Source organism: Sphingobacterium daejeonense (genome assembly GCF_901472535.1).
Lineage (GTDB): Bacteria > Bacteroidota > Bacteroidia > Sphingobacteriales > Sphingobacteriaceae > Sphingobacterium > Sphingobacterium daejeonense.
The window spans coordinates 3,177,191-3,192,130 of the sequence record NZ_LR590470.1 but is presented as its reverse complement, the minus strand read 5'-3'; the positions used below and the strand labels follow the sequence as shown (position 1 = coordinate 3,192,130).

The following is a 14,940-nucleotide window of genomic DNA, read 5'->3' as shown; positions in this document are numbered from 1 at the left end:
ATAGTCCTTTCATACCTTTCGGCATAAGAACACTTTTGCATAAACAAATTGATTATGCAAAGAAGATTAGAAGCCAATTGGCAGCAGCATCTTATTTCGGCAATCCTTAGAGGTCAGTTTATGATCAGTCCGGAATTTGCTTTTGGCTTAGGTCCGCAATTGGAGGGGATCCTTAAATCAACCAGCCTTTATGAGAACAATATCCAAATATTGGACAAAATCGACATCATGGCCTATGAAGATGATGAGGAACATGATGCAGAAAATATTGGTGATGAAGGCGCAAAGGTGATCGTTCTTCCGGTAAAAGGCACTATGCTCAAATATGGAACGCTCTGTTCATATGGAATGATTGAAATCGCTTCCTATATCAAACATTTTGCATCCAAAGAGAACGTATCCGCGATCGTGTTGGACATCGATTCAGGTGGAGGAGCAGTTAATGCCGTGCCCCCATTGTTGGAAGCTATTCAATTTGTTAAAGAATTGGGAAAACCTATCGTTGCCCACTGTGATGCAGCATGCTCTGCAGCTTATTGGACTGCCTCCGCTTGTGATCATATCTTTTCGAACAATGATGTTTCATCTGTTTTTGGATCCGTTGGAGTGATGCTTTCCTTTTTGGACATGGTTCCGTTCTATGAAAAGCAGGGCGCAAAATTTCATGAGGTCTATTCTGAACTGTCCGACCATAAAAATCTAGCATTTCAAAATTTGCTAAAGGGTGAATATGATCAGATCAGGAAAGAGATGCTTGATCCCATGGCCATCAAGTTCCAGGATACTGTGAAATCCAATCGTTTGAACCTTTCCCTGGAAACATCGGGCATCCTTGCAGGAGCAACTTTCAATGGGCAGAGATCAGTTGATCTGGGTCTTGCAGATAGGATCGGAACGCTGAAAGATGCAATCGATTATGCTTCAGTTCAATCTTGGGGCAAGAATAAATAAATAAAGTAAATATCAACCTAATCCTATTTAAAAATGAATTGGAATAAAATCAAAGCTGTTTTCTTGAGAGCCATTGGAGTTACTTCACTGGAAGAAAACAAATTAAGTGCTGAACAGAAAGAAACGTTGAAAGGGTTCTTTGGAGAGGAAGCGTTGGAGAAATTTGAGGCAGGTCTTGCATCCGAAAATCCAGAAAACCACTCAAAGGAGATTTTTGAAGCGATGAAAGCTGTGTTTGCACCGGAAGCTGCAAAAGCTACAGATGACCTAACCGCACAACTTCAGGCTGCTATTGCCGATAACAAGAAGAAAGACGGTCTGATCCAGGCACTGATGGAATCCCCAGAAGATGGGCCAAAGGCAGAAACCAATGAATTCAAGGGCAAGGCTGGAATTCCAAAGGTAATGTCCGTAATGAGAAAAGCGGGCCACTATGCAGCTGCTTTCGGATTTCTTGCAACAGGATCCATGATCTCGGCACAGGGAAAGACAATTGATGTCGATGCAGTTCGTCAGGAATTCGGCACTTACCTGAGCCAAAACGGAAACAATCTGGAAATTGTCCGTCAATTGTTCACCGGATTCACCTCATCAAAGTATTTCAAATCTGTTCCAGCAGTCACCGAACATAAAGCTGTCCAGGCTCAAATCAATTCTGTGGTCCAACAGTTCACACCGAAATGGACACCCAAGGGCAATACCAAATTTACACCTTTGGTTATCAAGAACCGCAGGCACAAGATCAATGTGCCTATTGTTCCTGCAGAGGTGCTGGATTCATACCTTTTCCACCTATATGATGAAAGATTGTCTCCAGATCAGATGCCAATTACCAAGTACATTTGGGAACAGATGATCTACCCTCAGATCCTTGATGACATCGAGCTGAGAATGATCTTCAAGGGAAAGTATGTAGAAAACCCTGATCCCAATACCCCAACTGATCCGGAGGACAGCATGGACGGCATTGAAACCATTCTGGTTCAGCAAAAAGCCTTGGGTGCTGAATCCAAGATCAATTTCACTGATGAGACGATTAATTGGGATACTGCAACTCCTCAAGAAATATTGGATTTCTTCGAAGCTTTTGTCGATGAACTGACACCATTGTACAAGAACAAGAAAATGAACATCTATGTTTCACCTGAGGTTTACAGAAAATACCAACGTGCCTACAAAAAGGTATGGGGCCAGAACAGTGGCCAGGATGGAGATTTTGGAACAGCCAAAATAGACTATTCTGTCAATACCTTGGTTGCGTTGGATGGAATGTCGGGTTCTCCAGTCGTATTTTCAACTCCTGATGGAAACATGGTGAAATTGCGCCATAAGAACGAGGTGCCTGATGTGATCAATGACGTTCAGAAACATGATTATGAAGTCCGCCTATATGGTGAGTTCTGGTTGGGCGTCGGTTTCCAGATTGCTGAAGCTGTATTTGCATATGTACCCGCTAACTATGATCCACAGGCAGGGCTTAGGCCATCGAACCAATTTCCTGATGGCACGGCTCCAGCTGAGGATGAAGGTTCAGCTGCCGGAGGTTTATAATCCTAGTTAATCAACCATAATCCAGGGGCAGTCAATGGCTGCCCTTCTTTAAAAAGAGTATTTCAATTTAAAACTTAATAAGATGGCTTATCAAAAAGTTTCATTAAAGAAAAGAAGCGGAGCTCCAAAACCTGTAAGCTCTCAGATCATATTGGTCCCTTACGAGGACATTGCAACCTTTCCTCCACGTGGAGAGGAAGATGTCCTGGTCACTGGAGACATCACCCTAAAGCCCCAAGCAACAGCAATCGGGATCTATGCGACTTCCTCAACTATCTCAAGACCCGACAATATGGAAGGTGAAGAAGATGAAGAGGGATTTGTTCAGACACTTTCTTTCTCCCATCCTGGGAATTACCAAGAGATCGAGGAGTTCAAGCAAAAGTATCTTGGAAAACCATTTATTGCTATTACTGATGAATGTGGTGATGGCAAGGGAAAAATGGTCCATGGCTGGAACTGTAATCCGTTGTATTTCACTGTTGAGCATCAGAGAAATCAAGAGGCTAATAAAACAACGTTCAATTTTACCCAAAGAGTTCGTTCAATTTTCGTTGCTGGATTCTATCAGGGTGCTAACCCGGCATTGGCTCCTGAATCAACAGGGTCCGGAACAGGTGGTTTATAATTTCTAAATGTTTGGGCACAGGATAACCTGTGCCTTTTCTCTAACCCCTTTCTAAAAGGGCAAATACCAATCTTATGACAGAATTAACTGAAAACCAAAAAAAAGTAGTGGATTCAATTGATGGAGGAAATTCATCGATCGATAAAATAGTTTCAAGTTCGGGCCTGACCAAGAGCCAAGTGACTGGAGTGATAACTTCTCTCGGCAAAAAAGGTTATATTAAAAAGAATGAGGACAGTACCTATTCAATAGAAAAAGAATCGGAACAGGAAGTAATAAGAACAGAGAAGGTTGTGGAAAATATAGATTACAAACCTGATTTAAAAGAACCTGAATCGAAAGGTCAAGATTCTGAACTGACCGGTGTAAATTCATTAAAAGTCCTTATCCCTTATCTGAAATCCGAAGCTGAAGGTGAAGAGCTCAAGTATGCACTTCGCGCATTACAGCAAAATTTCAAAGAAAAAATATCAATAGTAATTATTGGTGATAAGGAGGACTGGTTCTCTCCTGAAATAATTCATATTCCACATGAAGCTCACCTGATTAAAGAAGAATGTGACTGCCCAGTTCCATCCATGGTGAGGAATCCCCAGGCAGACGTAACCCACAAGATCTTTACTGCAATTGCAGCTGGTGTTATCAAAGGAGATTTTATTCTCAGCAATGATGACATATTCCTATTGGGAGAAACACACCTATATGATATCCAAGCGTTGAAAGCCTATGGTCTTCTGGACAGAGGAGGAAAAGAGGGAGGTTCCTATAATCAGAATATCAAAAGAACTGCAAAAGCCCTTGAAGAGAACGGCCTTCCGTTGCACAGATATGGCGCGCATATACCAGTATTGTTGAACGCTGAGTTTCTTTCTGAGATCATCGAAAAATACAATGCAACAGAAAGAGGATTTCTATTGACTTCATTGTACTTCAATGAGCTCTTTCCAGAGGCAAGGCCGATCCAGGTCAGCGGCAATGCCAATGACAGTATTTTAGCTTCGGCATACCGTTCGGACATTCCAAAAGATTTACTTGAACAGGTGTTCAGATCGCGTAAATTTTTGAACTGTAATTCCAAGGGATGGTCAGCAATAAAACCTTTCCTTGAAAAGGCATTTCCTAATCCGTCAAGTTATGAGCTCTAGAAAAGGTTTGGTCGTGGCCATTCTGGCAGCAGCTGCCCTGAATGGAATCAAAACGGATGGTGATTATTTGGAATTCAGCATTAACTCAAAGAATTTCCAAGTTACAGAGAACTTTAAATTGCACGAGTTCCTGACAAAGAACAGATCAAATACCTTTACCAGGATCAATGCAAATATCATTGCGGAGGTTCAGACCCTGAGGTCTATTTTTGGTTCAGCAATTGGTATATCTTCCAGTTACCGATCTCCGACCTATAATAAGTCCGTAAACGGAGCAAGCTCCAGCGAGCACATTTTGGGAAATGCCCTCGACACATACCCCATCAATGGAAACATAAAAGGCTGGAAGTCTACCGTTAAACAGTTCAAATCATCCGGAGGAACCGGTTATTATAAAACATTTGTTCACATTGACACGGGCAGGACAAGAACCTGGAACGGATAGACATGTTTTTAAAATGCTAAAGAATCTGGTTCATAATTGGTTATTGGGCGGAGCCGACCTTGAGGTCGGCCTTCGCTTGTTTATGGATTATACCAATCCAAATTTGGCTGTCGCAAGGATTATATCCAAGAAACCTGAGAGACACTTTCAAACGATCAGGTCAGCCCTTTTAAAAACCGCTGAGCTTCCGTTTGACTTTTCAGTAATTACTGAACCCTCCATTAAAAACAATAGCACTGAAGCTTTAAAAGAGAACAGATTTAAGCTCAGGAATCAATGGCCATTCTTGGCTGATCCTGAATGTCCGCCTGAACTCAAACTTCTGATATCAGATAAGATCACGGCCTTTACTAAATGTGGAGACCTGTACGGCAAGCTCACGGATGCCAAAAGCAAAGAAGAAGAACTGGAGACTGTAAGTTCATTGGTAGAGAACTTTATCAATAACCATGAAATATACAAGGAGCTCAAGCACTATGCTGATCATGGTAGAGTATTAGGTAAGCATGTCATATTCTTTCAGTATCAAAGAATTAAAGATTTGAGAAACCTTACAACAATGGATCTTTTCAATAAGAAGAAAAACCTGGAGAACAATATTTGGCGAACTCAATCAAAAATTAAAAAGGAAAAAAGAGCAGATCTTCTTCCTGGAAGGGAATTAAAATTAAAGGAACTTAAAATGCAGTTGGCAGAGGTGAATAGATTGTTAGAGTAATTTTGTATAATTGATTCAAAACAATTATTATGTACGAGAATGAATTTTGTGAATGTACCTTTTCAAATTTATTAGAAAAAAAATTCACTGGCTTATTATCTTTTGGAGAATCAAAGGATGGAAAATTAATTATCAAGAGCAAAGAAGCTATTAGCGAGTTCAGCTTTTTAAGCAAAAATAATTTAGAATATATTTATGGAAGAACCAGCAACGGAAAATTATTTACAATAATAAACCCATTTAATAGTAGTTCTACAATAGATTCTGAAGCAAGATACACTTTCATTTTTTCTGATATAATTATTGGAAAAGCTATTAACAACATTAAGGACCTTGAAATCAAAAAAGTAGAATTTAAATTAAATGGAATTGATTTTTGGATAAGAAATTCAGGGTTTGAACTTAAAAATGATACTATTAAAACCTTTGATCTTGAATACAAAATACCAGAATCAATAAATATATTTAAAAATGATGAATTAGAGATAGATGTTAATTATAACATTAATAGAAACTTTAATGCATCACCTAAAACCATCACCTTCAATGAATATAAAACTTTCTCAATCAGTTTTATAAAACCTGTAACTATTACTAAAGCTAAATCTATTATTTTCCGATTCTGTGCATTAATAAACTTAGTAACCTATATGTTTGATCAGCCAAATGAAATAAGAATTGCTGAAGATGGTAAGTTTAATATGACATTATTTGATTTGAATAAAAATCAAATAAAAATCAAAGGCGGAGTTTATAATTTTCTATTGAATTTTAGTAAATTCCAATTAATATCTCAAGTTACAATTTCAAATTGGTTAACTAATTATTCTAGGGATGAACATATTATTCAGATTTTATTGTCATTCTTTAACAATAATGGAATTAATCAAATCGGTTCTTTTCTGGAAATTTGTAAGGGTCTTGAGAGCTTTAATGCCACATATCATAACCAACCTATTAGAAGTGCCTCAGAATTCAAGCACTTAAAAGAAAGCATAAAGGAAAAGTTAGATTTTGAAGAATATTCATTAATTGAAAATTCCTTGATATTTGCCAACAATCCTAATCTATATGTTAGATTAAAAATACTTTATGATATTTATAATGGTAAATTATTTACAAAATTAGGGTTATCCTATGACTTTTTTGACCTAATCAAGAATACAAGAAATTATTACACCCATTTTTCAAAAAAAAATAAAATAATTCCATTAAATAATCTGCACCACACCTCAATTAAAGGTCATTTTGCATTAACATTTATGTATTTGTGTATCTTAGGATTTGAAAAAGAAGATTTAGAAAGCTCAATGCTTTCTTACTTTGATTCAAATTTTTATTTCGTAGTCTAAAAGCGTCCTTTCATTGCCACTTAATCAGTGGCATTTTTGTTTTATGGAGCAAACCAAACCCATAAAACACCCAAATCTATCCTTATCCGATGAGGAATGGGAAAAGCTTGAAATCCTATCCGGATTGGGATATTCAGCAGAAAAAATAGCAACCTATTTTGGTATCAGTAAGACCATATTTAGACAAATCGCTGAAGATCCAAATTCCTATTTATCTGAGAGGTTGGAAGCTGGAAAGGTCAAGCAGGATATTGATGAAAGGTTCGGTCTACATCAATTGGCAATCAAAGGTGATGTTCCTGCTCAAAAACAAATTCATGAAATCAAACGGACAAGGGCTTTCCAAAATTTCCAAAATGGATATTTTCGGAACTTTTGAAAGTAAGAAGATCCTGGAATCTTTAAATGATTATATCCAATCAGGTAAAACAATGATGGATATTTCTGTTGAAGAACAGTTATATATAGATACATTGATATTTATCCGTGATCTGGACGCTATCTATGGTAGAAGAGCTGCAGTTGACTTTTTTGTTAAGCACTATGGTATGAAGCATCAACGTGCTTCTGAAATGTACGATGAATCTATGAATCTCTTTTTCGGAAATAGAATTATCAATAAAAAATCCCTAAGGGCAAAGTATGCTGATAAACTTGAACAAGCGGCAAATGTTGTAGCTGAGAATGCAGAATCTTCCAGGGATTGGGAGGTTTATGGAAATCTAATGAAACAAGCAGCTTCAATGCAGGAACTTGACAAACCTGATGTCGAAAAATTGGCTAAAGAACTCTATATGCCAACAACCAAGGTTTATACCCTTGACGCCGAATCGGTAAACATTCCATCGATAAATAGATTAGAACTAGCAGCTGAAATCGATGCATTGGACCATCCAGAATCCGTGAAAGAATCATTGAAACAAGATGCAATGATTAATAAGATCGATCTTCCTTCAAAGCTAGATAAAATCGAAGAAGAGTTCAAAAAAATAACCTAGTCTTAATTCTAAATACTTTCTACTAAATACTACACCAATGGCTTGGAGACCAAAAATTAAACCGACAAAAGATATCGCAGTTGCTTTTGCGAATTGGGTTGCACAATTTGCTGCATTGGTACTTCCCAGATTCTTATACATGGTTTTGGGCAGAGGTTCTGCCAAGACCACTGAAATTGTTGTTGAACGGCTAACAGAAATGGTTTATGATATTCCCGGAGCTCCAGTGGTGTGGGTTTCAGATACCTATTCCAATCTTCAGAAGAATGTGCTTCCTTCAGTACTGGAAGGATTGGAAAGAAAGGGATTTAAGGAAGGTATTCATTTTGTTTTGGGGAAACAACCTCCGGAATTTTTAGAGGCTGAAAAGGAGGATTTACCTGAATATATTAGGGAACATTTCTGGAAACCATATAATCGGTTGGTTTCCTATAAGCATACAATGATCTTTTTTACTGGTCTGAATATTACTTTCGGGTCATTGGATAGGCCCGCGTCATTAGCTGGTAGATCCTATGTACATGTAATAGGGGATGAGGTTAAATATTTTCCAGAACATAAGATTGCCAATCTATTGAAAGCCGTTAGGGGATATGTTGCCAAGTATGGTAAATCTGTATTTTATCGCGGGCATACTTTTACAACAGATATGCCCAATACAAAGAATATTGGTGAACATGACTGGATATTAAAGCAGGTAAACAAAATGAAGAAATCTGCTATCTTAAGAATTCTTAAAGTAGCTTTTGTGCTGAATGAATGTATCCAGGAGCGCATCTATTTCCAACAGAAAAATGATCATGAAGAATCCGTAAAAAAACTTAGAACTGAGGAAAGATGGCGTGAGAGATGGAAAAAAGTTAGAATGGATAAAGACGGCCAAACTTTGTTCTTTATTGCATCCTCATTGGTCAATATTGATATTCTAACTCCAGAATGGTTTACAGACGCTATTCAGTCTGATCTGGGAGATGTTGATACTGCTGTTCTATCTTTAAAATCATCCATAGAATCTGGAGAAAGATTCTATGCCAATATTGCCGAAAAGCATTTTTATCAAGACGGAAAGAATTTGAGGTGGTCTGAACATTTTGGAATTGATGAAAATGAGGATTGTAGAATTCTAAAATATCTAAACCGAAAGAAAGTTATTGAGGTTGGATTGGATTTTGGAATATGATGTCAATGACAATTGGCCAGCCAAAACCAAACAATATTTATAAGATTCTAAAATTCATGTACACTTTATCTCCAGATTGGATACCTAAATTAGCGGCTAATTTCCGTGAATATTTTACCAAGCATGAAGAAAAGGTTATTCATGCTTATTACGATAGAGCAGCTAATAATTATAAGGATGCCAAGGTTGATTTAGCTCAATCGTTCAAAAATGCAATAGAATTTTTGGAAGATGGAAAAACGAGAACAGGTTGGAAGGTTGTTTTGATGTCCAGGAATCAGGGTAATATTGGACAGGCAGAGGAATATAATTTTATGCAAGAATTACTTTCTGGAACTAAATGCTAAGTTGCCAAAAGTAGAAATTGACTTTTTTGAATGCAAACCTTTAAAAGCTTCATTGGAAGGGGCAAGAACTAAAATAGTTCCAAATAAAAAAGGTGCATCAGTGACAACAAAGGATAAATCTTCAGAGAAACTGCCTATTCATCGTTTGCCAATGGAATCAACCAATCCATCTGACAGTTTTAAATATTTGATGATGAGAAGGGAATGGAGAAGCTTGATAAGATATAGGTCAGCTCAAAATATTTCAGATTCTTCAGTGGTTTGATCCAGATTTCAATTATATTCCATATCTTCTAAAAAAAAGATTTTTATGGGAAACAAAGTTTTTCAAACAGTGTTAAAAAGAAAAATTGAGCATTTTACATCAACATTTGTATCAGATAGTAAATCAATATTTTATAATAAAAATGATAAATTATTTCACCCAGCAGAATTAGGTAAATATAGAGAAGAATCTCTTAAAGATTTATTGAAAAACATTACTAAACAAAAAATTTCAAATGGTTTTATTATAACATCAGAGGATAGTGTTAGTACCCAATTAGATATTGTTATATATCAAAATAATGAAACCCCAATTTTAGAAGAGGATTATGTTAATTTTTTCTCAATAGAAAGTACAATAGCCATTGGAGAAGTTAAATCAAATTTGAATAAAAAGTCTTTTAAAGAATCTTTAATTAAATTATCAAACGCAAAAAAATTAAGCAAAGAGAGGCAAGGACTTTGTTTAAATAAAGAAACCTACCCAAAAGAACATCATGATGTCATTTCATTTTTAGTTTGTAAGGATTTAAAATTCAATCTTGGAAAAGTTGATTTCGATGACATTTATAAGGGGATTGAATATGAATATAGGCATAACCTTATTTTAATAATTGAAAAAGGCTTCTTCCATTACAAATTTGATTGGGAGCAATTAGACCTTAAGGATAAGGAAATTTTTAAAAATAAGGGACTGGCGTTTGATAATAGTTTTTGGTATTATTATCCAATTTATTGCCCTTTAGAAAATCCCTATAAATGTTTTAATAAACTAATAGAAATTGATATAAATAATAAACATGATCATATAGAGAAATTTCTAATATCATTATCACATGCAATATCTTATAAAAAATTATACTTTACTGATATAGTTGAATATTTAAATCAACCAACGACTGATTTTCTGAAATAAAATAGTTTAAATTATAAATCCAAAAGAATTGAAATAATATACCTGTCCTTTATCGAAATCAATATTTAAAACACCTTTGTTAAAATTCAAAGGTTTTTTTATGACCATTTTCGAAGCAATTGCTGAAATGCGGAGATTGACCAAGCTGGGCAAATCCTTCAGTTTTACATTTATGTCATATTCAAGATCAAGAGGAACTTCCAATGGCATAGTTGAAGTTCATTCTGCAAGATTAAGAAAACGTGGCAAGTCCGATTACAACCAATTTGCAGAGCTTCAGGAAGAATATATTAACACCAAAACCGGAGAACCTAGAAAGTTCTGGCATTGTTGCCTTTTATCCCTTAACGGCCAATCATTAAAATTTTCTGCTGAATGAAAACAGAGCAAATAACCGAAAATTCAAAAGCAATCCATCTGACCGATGGCTCCGTCTATACCATATCCATGTCTCATAAAAAAGATGATGCATGGTCAAGTCAGTTGTTTTCAATAAATAATTCCTGGGAATCTGATCCAGCTATTGTGATGGGAAAAAGAATGGTTCCTTATGGTCATAATAATGATCTGCCATCTGTAATTCGTAGGATTATGGATAATTCAAATATTGGTCCTGGTATTCTAGAAAGAAAGATAGGTCTGCAGTATGGTGATGGGCCATTTCTTTATGAAGAGATCATTGATGAAGATGACAATAAAAAAACGTAAACCAATTAAGCATCCAGAAATTGAAAAAATGGTTGAAATCTTGGGATTTTGACAGATATATTGAAATTATCACGACTGAATTTATCCATCTTAAAGGCGTTTATACAAGATGGTATAGGAATAAAGGTCCTAGAATTGGCGGAACGGGAAAAATAGTAAAATTGGAACCCGTATTGAATACCTGGGCAAGACTGGAATGGCCTGAACATCCTGAAAAGAGATTGGAGAATGTAAAGAATATCTTTGTTGGGGATTTTGAAAACAATTGCCTTCATTCTGGAGTATCAACCTATCCAGTTTTCAATAAAAGAGATCCTTTTAGATTTGGAGTATCCATGTCGTACCATAATCTTTACAGCTTCTCAAGATCATTCTATTCCATTCCTTCCTATTATGGAACATTGAAGTGGTTGGCTACAGCTTCAGAGATTCCTGATATTATCAATTACCTGACTGATAACGGCATCTCTGCTGCTTTCCATATCCATTCACCTCAAAAATACTGGGATGATAAAAGACAGAAATTATCGGATAGATTTCCTGAAGAAACAGACGCTCAAATTGATAAAAGGCTCAGAGATATAAAAGAAGAGTTGTTTAGATCAAATTGCGGCTGCCTTATCAGGTAAAGAAAACGCAGGAAAGTTTATTGAAACTGTTGATTTTCATGATGAAGACGGCAACTTATGTCAATGGAAAATAGAACCTATTGACCAAAAAATCAAGGATTTTATTGAAGCTCAGGTTAAGGTGTCCGAAAAAGCAGATTCAGCAGCTACTTCAGGGATGGGGTTGAACCCAGCATTGGCGAACCTCATTACAAACAATTCTTTTTCAGGTGGCTCACAGCAATTATATGCAGCAAAATTCCATGTGTTGACAGATGTCAATATTCCGGAGAGAATAATTTTTGAAGCAATCAATCAAGCGATTGAAATCAATTGGCCAGGAACCAATGTCAAAATGGGATTTTATAGAAAAGTAATGATGAAGGAAGATGAAGTTTCTCCTTCAAACCGTGTAACCAATCAAGTTTAAAAAATGATCATAAAAGACAACGAAACACTAAGGAAGCTTACGACATCATGGTATGCCTCCAATGATTTTGAAAGAATAGAACATCAGATAGAGCTTGAAACTGAAGCATTGGCACGGGTTATTGGAGATGAATTGATAGATCATGCCGAAGGAATTGCAAATGAAACTAATCCATCCGAAGAAGATCAAAACCTTTTGAAGAAAATTCAAATGCCTATCGCATTGATGTCTGTCTATAATTATTACCAACTGAATATTGTTTCACATGATCAATCAACCCGAAAAATAAAGGTTGATGATGCTAATGAGAAACTACCTTGGGAGTGGATGCTCAATCGGGATGATGCTGCACACCTTTCTAGTGCTCAGAGAGCAACAGATCAGCTGATATCTTACCTCGACAAAACTGAAAATACAATTTGGAAAGATTCTCCTCAGAAAAAAGCCTCTATAAAATTGTTTGTAAATAATACTGAGGTATTTGGGAATTTTTATCCAATTGACAATTCAGCAAGATTCTATTATTTGGCACTTCCTTTATTGCAGGAAATTCAGTCATTGGAATTAAGGCCCGCTCTTGGTGAGGATTATCGATTATTGCTGGAAGCCTATCAAATTAGCGATTTATCAGTTTATCAGCAGGAGCTATTAGAACTTGTCCAAAGAGCCCAGGTATATGGAACAATTGCTTTAGCAACCCGAAGATTGAATACTCAGGTACTTCCTATAGGTTTGGTAAAAAAGTTGGAATCCGAGAGTCAAACATTGAATGCAAGTCGACCGGCAACTAAAGATGAGGTTTCATATTTCAGTAAAAGAATGGAGGAGGATGCTTTTGATTTTATTGACAAGATCAAAAGGAAACGATTCGAGCAGACTCCGGAATACCTGGAATACAAATTATTGCCAAACAATAATCCGAAAGATAAATTCGCTAGTACTTAGAACATGCATACTCTAGAATTTCCAACAAAGAGCCTTAAGATAGAATTTCCTTCTGAATGGGATGAATGCACAAATGAGCAGATTCATTTTCTTCTTGAAAATGCATTTAAGGTAATGAATGGATTGATATCCATTGCAGACTATAGAATAATGGTATTTTCCTATTTCACAGGTTTAAGGACCGGATGGAAATATCTTGTCAGAAAGAGATTGGACTGAGTGATCTGATAAATGAGAGGATCTTTCTATTATCTCAGCAGCTATGTGACTGGATATTTGTTAAAAATGATGAGGATAATTTTGAATTGAACTATCAATCCATCAAAAATTGCTTTCCTGTTTTAGATAAGAAGTATTATGGTCCGGATGATCTGCTCTCAAATATTACATTGTATGAATTCAAGTCAGCACTTTCATTGTTAGATCAATATTTTGAATCAAGGGAAGATGAGGAACAGTCCAATCTCCTGCTAAATTACTTTATTGCAACTATTTATAGACCAAAGAATGAAGGTGATGAGCGAGTAAGTTTACATAATTACGTAGTTGAGCCTATTTTATTTGAAAAGGTTCCATTATGGCAAAAACAGGCAATTGCAATATGTTTTCGTTTTGCGTAAAGTGTCTGCAGGTAGAAGATATAAATCATTGATGGGATAGAGGTAAATCTGTCAGTTTTGTTTCCAGAAGCTTCAGAAACATCTGGAACATCCCAAAAAGTAAACCTTGGATGGACAGGAGTGATAATGGATATCGCTGAATCGGGAGTGTTCGGTGATGCATCCAGTACTGGCAAAACTTTGTTATATGATGTTTTGCTCTATTTATTTAAGAAACAACAAGACCAACCCAAACAAAAATGATACGAGTAAAGAAATTTGATGAAATTTGTCAAAATATCGTACAGGATATTGGAATAAAGGATATGTCATCTGTAGCACAGATGAACAGGGGATGAAAAAATTAAAAGATAAAGCTGGGATATTCTTAGTTGCTGTATATCCGAATTATTCTTTCTCAGGTGAAGAAGATTCATATAAGGACAGTCATGAACTATTGTATTACATGGTTCTTAGACAGATTGAAGGCTCTTCTAATGAAACTGAAATAAACCAATACGAAGAAACTCAAGAGGCTATTATCAAGCTAAAGGAATATCTTTTTGGTGAAAGGAGTTTCGGCAATAATTTTTGTAAGATGTTTCCAGATCTTAATATAAATTCAGTTAACATTATTCCTGAGTATAAATATTTTTGGTGGGTATCTTGGCTGGTCAATGGCATTGGAAGTATAATAAACGTAAATTTGAATATGGGATTATTAAAGAAAGTCAAAAAGCAGCCAAAACCAATCCAGACAGTTGCTTCAATGACTCTAAGGTTTTTACTGATTGATGAACTTAAAAAGAAAAGGCTCCTTGAAACCACTGCAACTGGAATATTTTATATGTACCTAGAGGTTATCCAGGTTAATAAGAATCCTGACAACTTTCTGAAGAATATATATGTCTATGGAAGAGCCACTGGGCTATTGAAGGAAGGTGAGGTGCTACAGATCAGAGATCCTGATGATAGTGCATTGCTGGCTTCCATATTGGCAGATAAAATAACTAAACACTACTAAATATTTAAGCCGAGATTGATTATCGGCTCTTCCATTACAGGGTGGCTTAGGATTGGAACGAGGATGTATTTTTGAAAATCCAACAAAACCTGATCATAGATACGTTTAAGCTGTTATTTTTTTATTTGACT

Annotated in this window: 21 protein-coding genes; all 21 read left to right on the top strand. The window is 36.1% G+C overall.

Features of this window, described 5'->3' with window-relative positions:
- Positions 1–54: 54 nt before the first annotated feature.
- Positions 55–951, top strand: coding sequence for a S49 family peptidase (locus FGL31_RS15485; RefSeq protein WP_138092730.1), 897 nt, complete (start codon positions 55–57; stop codon positions 949–951).
- Between the two features lie 33 nt (positions 952–984).
- Positions 985–2,502, top strand: a complete 1,518-nt coding sequence (locus tag FGL31_RS15480; protein WP_138092728.1) for a hypothetical protein — start codon at positions 985–987, stop codon at positions 2,500–2,502.
- Positions 2,503–2,584: 82 nt separating this feature from the next.
- Entirely contained in the window at positions 2,585–3,130 is a 546-nt protein-coding gene (locus tag FGL31_RS15475; protein ID WP_138092726.1) for a hypothetical protein, read from the top strand.
- A 74-nt stretch (positions 3,131–3,204) separates the two neighbouring features.
- Positions 3,205–4,275, top strand: coding sequence for a hypothetical protein (locus FGL31_RS15470; protein ID WP_138092724.1), 1,071 nt, complete (start codon positions 3,205–3,207; stop codon positions 4,273–4,275).
- Entirely contained in the window at positions 4,265–4,720 is a 456-nt protein-coding gene (locus FGL31_RS15465) for a YcbK family protein (RefSeq protein WP_138092722.1), read from the top strand. The genes FGL31_RS15470 and FGL31_RS15465 overlap by 11 nt, the downstream gene beginning before the upstream one ends.
- Before the next feature lie 13 nt (positions 4,721–4,733).
- Positions 4,734–5,438: a hypothetical protein gene (locus FGL31_RS15460; RefSeq protein WP_138092720.1), complete on the top strand. Its 705-nt coding sequence runs from the start codon at positions 4,734–4,736 to the stop codon at positions 5,436–5,438.
- 29 nt (positions 5,439–5,467) lie between these two features.
- On the top strand, positions 5,468–6,790 hold the full coding sequence (locus FGL31_RS15455) for an ApeA N-terminal domain 1-containing protein (RefSeq protein ID WP_138092718.1): 1,323 nt from the start codon (positions 5,468–5,470) through the stop codon (positions 6,788–6,790).
- Positions 6,791–6,833: 43 nt separating this feature from the next.
- Positions 6,834–7,169: a hypothetical protein gene (locus FGL31_RS15450; protein WP_138092716.1), complete on the top strand. Its 336-nt coding sequence runs from the start codon at positions 6,834–6,836 to the stop codon at positions 7,167–7,169.
- Complete coding sequence (locus FGL31_RS15445; RefSeq protein WP_138092714.1) at positions 7,147–7,788, top strand: hypothetical protein; 642 nt, start codon at positions 7,147–7,149, stop codon at positions 7,786–7,788. Before FGL31_RS15450 ends, FGL31_RS15445 begins: the two co-directional genes overlap by 23 nt.
- Before the next feature lie 37 nt (positions 7,789–7,825).
- Positions 7,826–8,968, top strand: coding sequence for a hypothetical protein (locus FGL31_RS15440; RefSeq protein ID WP_197734293.1), 1,143 nt, complete (start codon positions 7,826–7,828; stop codon positions 8,966–8,968).
- Positions 8,969–8,973: 5 nt separating this feature from the next.
- Positions 8,974–9,315: a hypothetical protein gene (locus FGL31_RS23780; protein ID WP_197734292.1), complete on the top strand. Its 342-nt coding sequence runs from the start codon at positions 8,974–8,976 to the stop codon at positions 9,313–9,315.
- Between the two features lies 1 nt (position 9,316).
- Positions 9,317–9,580, top strand: a complete 264-nt coding sequence (locus FGL31_RS23775; protein WP_197734291.1) for a hypothetical protein — start codon at positions 9,317–9,319, stop codon at positions 9,578–9,580.
- A gap of 45 nt (positions 9,581–9,625) precedes the next feature.
- Positions 9,626–10,495, top strand: a complete 870-nt coding sequence (locus FGL31_RS15435) for a DUF6602 domain-containing protein (protein WP_138092712.1) — start codon at positions 9,626–9,628, stop codon at positions 10,493–10,495.
- A 100-nt stretch (positions 10,496–10,595) separates the two neighbouring features.
- Entirely contained in the window at positions 10,596–10,874 is a 279-nt protein-coding gene (locus tag FGL31_RS15430; RefSeq protein WP_138092710.1) for a hypothetical protein, read from the top strand.
- Positions 10,871–11,203 (top strand): hypothetical protein, encoded by a 333-nt coding sequence (locus FGL31_RS15425; protein ID WP_138092708.1) that lies wholly within the window; start codon positions 10,871–10,873, stop codon positions 11,201–11,203. The genes FGL31_RS15430 and FGL31_RS15425 overlap by 4 nt, the downstream gene beginning before the upstream one ends.
- A gap of 20 nt (positions 11,204–11,223) precedes the next feature.
- The gene (locus tag FGL31_RS15420; protein WP_138092706.1) at positions 11,224–11,832 is read left to right on the top strand and encodes a hypothetical protein; all 609 of its coding nucleotides are present in this window, start codon (positions 11,224–11,226) and stop codon (positions 11,830–11,832) included.
- Positions 11,833–11,953: 121 nt separating this feature from the next.
- On the top strand, positions 11,954–12,241 hold the full coding sequence (locus FGL31_RS15415) for a hypothetical protein (protein WP_138092705.1): 288 nt from the start codon (positions 11,954–11,956) through the stop codon (positions 12,239–12,241).
- A 3-nt stretch (positions 12,242–12,244) separates the two neighbouring features.
- Positions 12,245–13,186 (top strand): DUF6712 family protein, encoded by a 942-nt coding sequence (locus FGL31_RS15410; RefSeq protein ID WP_138092703.1) that lies wholly within the window; start codon positions 12,245–12,247, stop codon positions 13,184–13,186.
- Positions 13,187–13,371: 185 nt separating this feature from the next.
- Positions 13,372–13,806 (top strand): hypothetical protein, encoded by a 435-nt coding sequence (locus tag FGL31_RS15405; protein ID WP_138092701.1) that lies wholly within the window; start codon positions 13,372–13,374, stop codon positions 13,804–13,806.
- A gap of 57 nt (positions 13,807–13,863) precedes the next feature.
- Positions 13,864–14,049, top strand: coding sequence for a hypothetical protein (locus tag FGL31_RS15400; RefSeq protein WP_138092699.1), 186 nt, complete (start codon positions 13,864–13,866; stop codon positions 14,047–14,049).
- Positions 14,050–14,074: 25 nt separating this feature from the next.
- The gene (locus FGL31_RS15395; protein WP_138092697.1) at positions 14,075–14,809 is read left to right on the top strand and encodes a hypothetical protein; all 735 of its coding nucleotides are present in this window, start codon (positions 14,075–14,077) and stop codon (positions 14,807–14,809) included.
- Positions 14,810–14,940 lie beyond the last annotated feature (131 nt).

Excerpts from the sequence above, each read along its gene's own strand:
- FGL31_RS15485 (WP_138092730.1), top strand. The coding sequence starts at position 55 with ATGCAAAGAAGATTAGAAGCCAATTGGCAGCAGCATCTTATTTCGGCA.
- FGL31_RS15480 (WP_138092728.1), top strand. The coding sequence starts at position 985 with ATGAATTGGAATAAAATCAAAGCTGTTTTCTTGAGAGCCATTGGAGTT.
- FGL31_RS15475 (WP_138092726.1), top strand. The coding sequence starts at position 2,585 with ATGGCTTATCAAAAAGTTTCATTAAAGAAAAGAAGCGGAGCTCCAAAA.
- FGL31_RS15470 (WP_138092724.1), top strand. The coding sequence starts at position 3,205 with ATGACAGAATTAACTGAAAACCAAAAAAAAGTAGTGGATTCAATTGAT.
- FGL31_RS15465 (WP_138092722.1), top strand. The coding sequence starts at position 4,265 with ATGAGCTCTAGAAAAGGTTTGGTCGTGGCCATTCTGGCAGCAGCTGCC.
- FGL31_RS15460 (WP_138092720.1), top strand. The coding sequence starts at position 4,734 with ATGCTAAAGAATCTGGTTCATAATTGGTTATTGGGCGGAGCCGACCTT.
- FGL31_RS15455 (WP_138092718.1), top strand. The coding sequence starts at position 5,468 with ATGTACGAGAATGAATTTTGTGAATGTACCTTTTCAAATTTATTAGAA.
- FGL31_RS15450 (WP_138092716.1), top strand. The coding sequence starts at position 6,834 with ATGGAGCAAACCAAACCCATAAAACACCCAAATCTATCCTTATCCGAT.
- FGL31_RS15445 (WP_138092714.1), top strand. The coding sequence starts at position 7,147 with ATGGATATTTTCGGAACTTTTGAAAGTAAGAAGATCCTGGAATCTTTA.
- FGL31_RS15440 (WP_197734293.1), top strand. The coding sequence starts at position 7,826 with ATGGCTTGGAGACCAAAAATTAAACCGACAAAAGATATCGCAGTTGCT.
- FGL31_RS23780 (WP_197734292.1), top strand. The coding sequence starts at position 8,974 with ATGACAATTGGCCAGCCAAAACCAAACAATATTTATAAGATTCTAAAA.
- FGL31_RS15435 (WP_138092712.1), top strand. The coding sequence starts at position 9,626 with ATGGGAAACAAAGTTTTTCAAACAGTGTTAAAAAGAAAAATTGAGCAT.
- FGL31_RS15430 (WP_138092710.1), top strand. The coding sequence starts at position 10,596 with ATGACCATTTTCGAAGCAATTGCTGAAATGCGGAGATTGACCAAGCTG.
- FGL31_RS15425 (WP_138092708.1), top strand. The coding sequence starts at position 10,871 with ATGAAAACAGAGCAAATAACCGAAAATTCAAAAGCAATCCATCTGACC.
- FGL31_RS15410 (WP_138092703.1), top strand. The coding sequence starts at position 12,245 with ATGATCATAAAAGACAACGAAACACTAAGGAAGCTTACGACATCATGG.
- FGL31_RS15405 (WP_138092701.1), top strand. The coding sequence starts at position 13,372 with ATGGAAATATCTTGTCAGAAAGAGATTGGACTGAGTGATCTGATAAAT.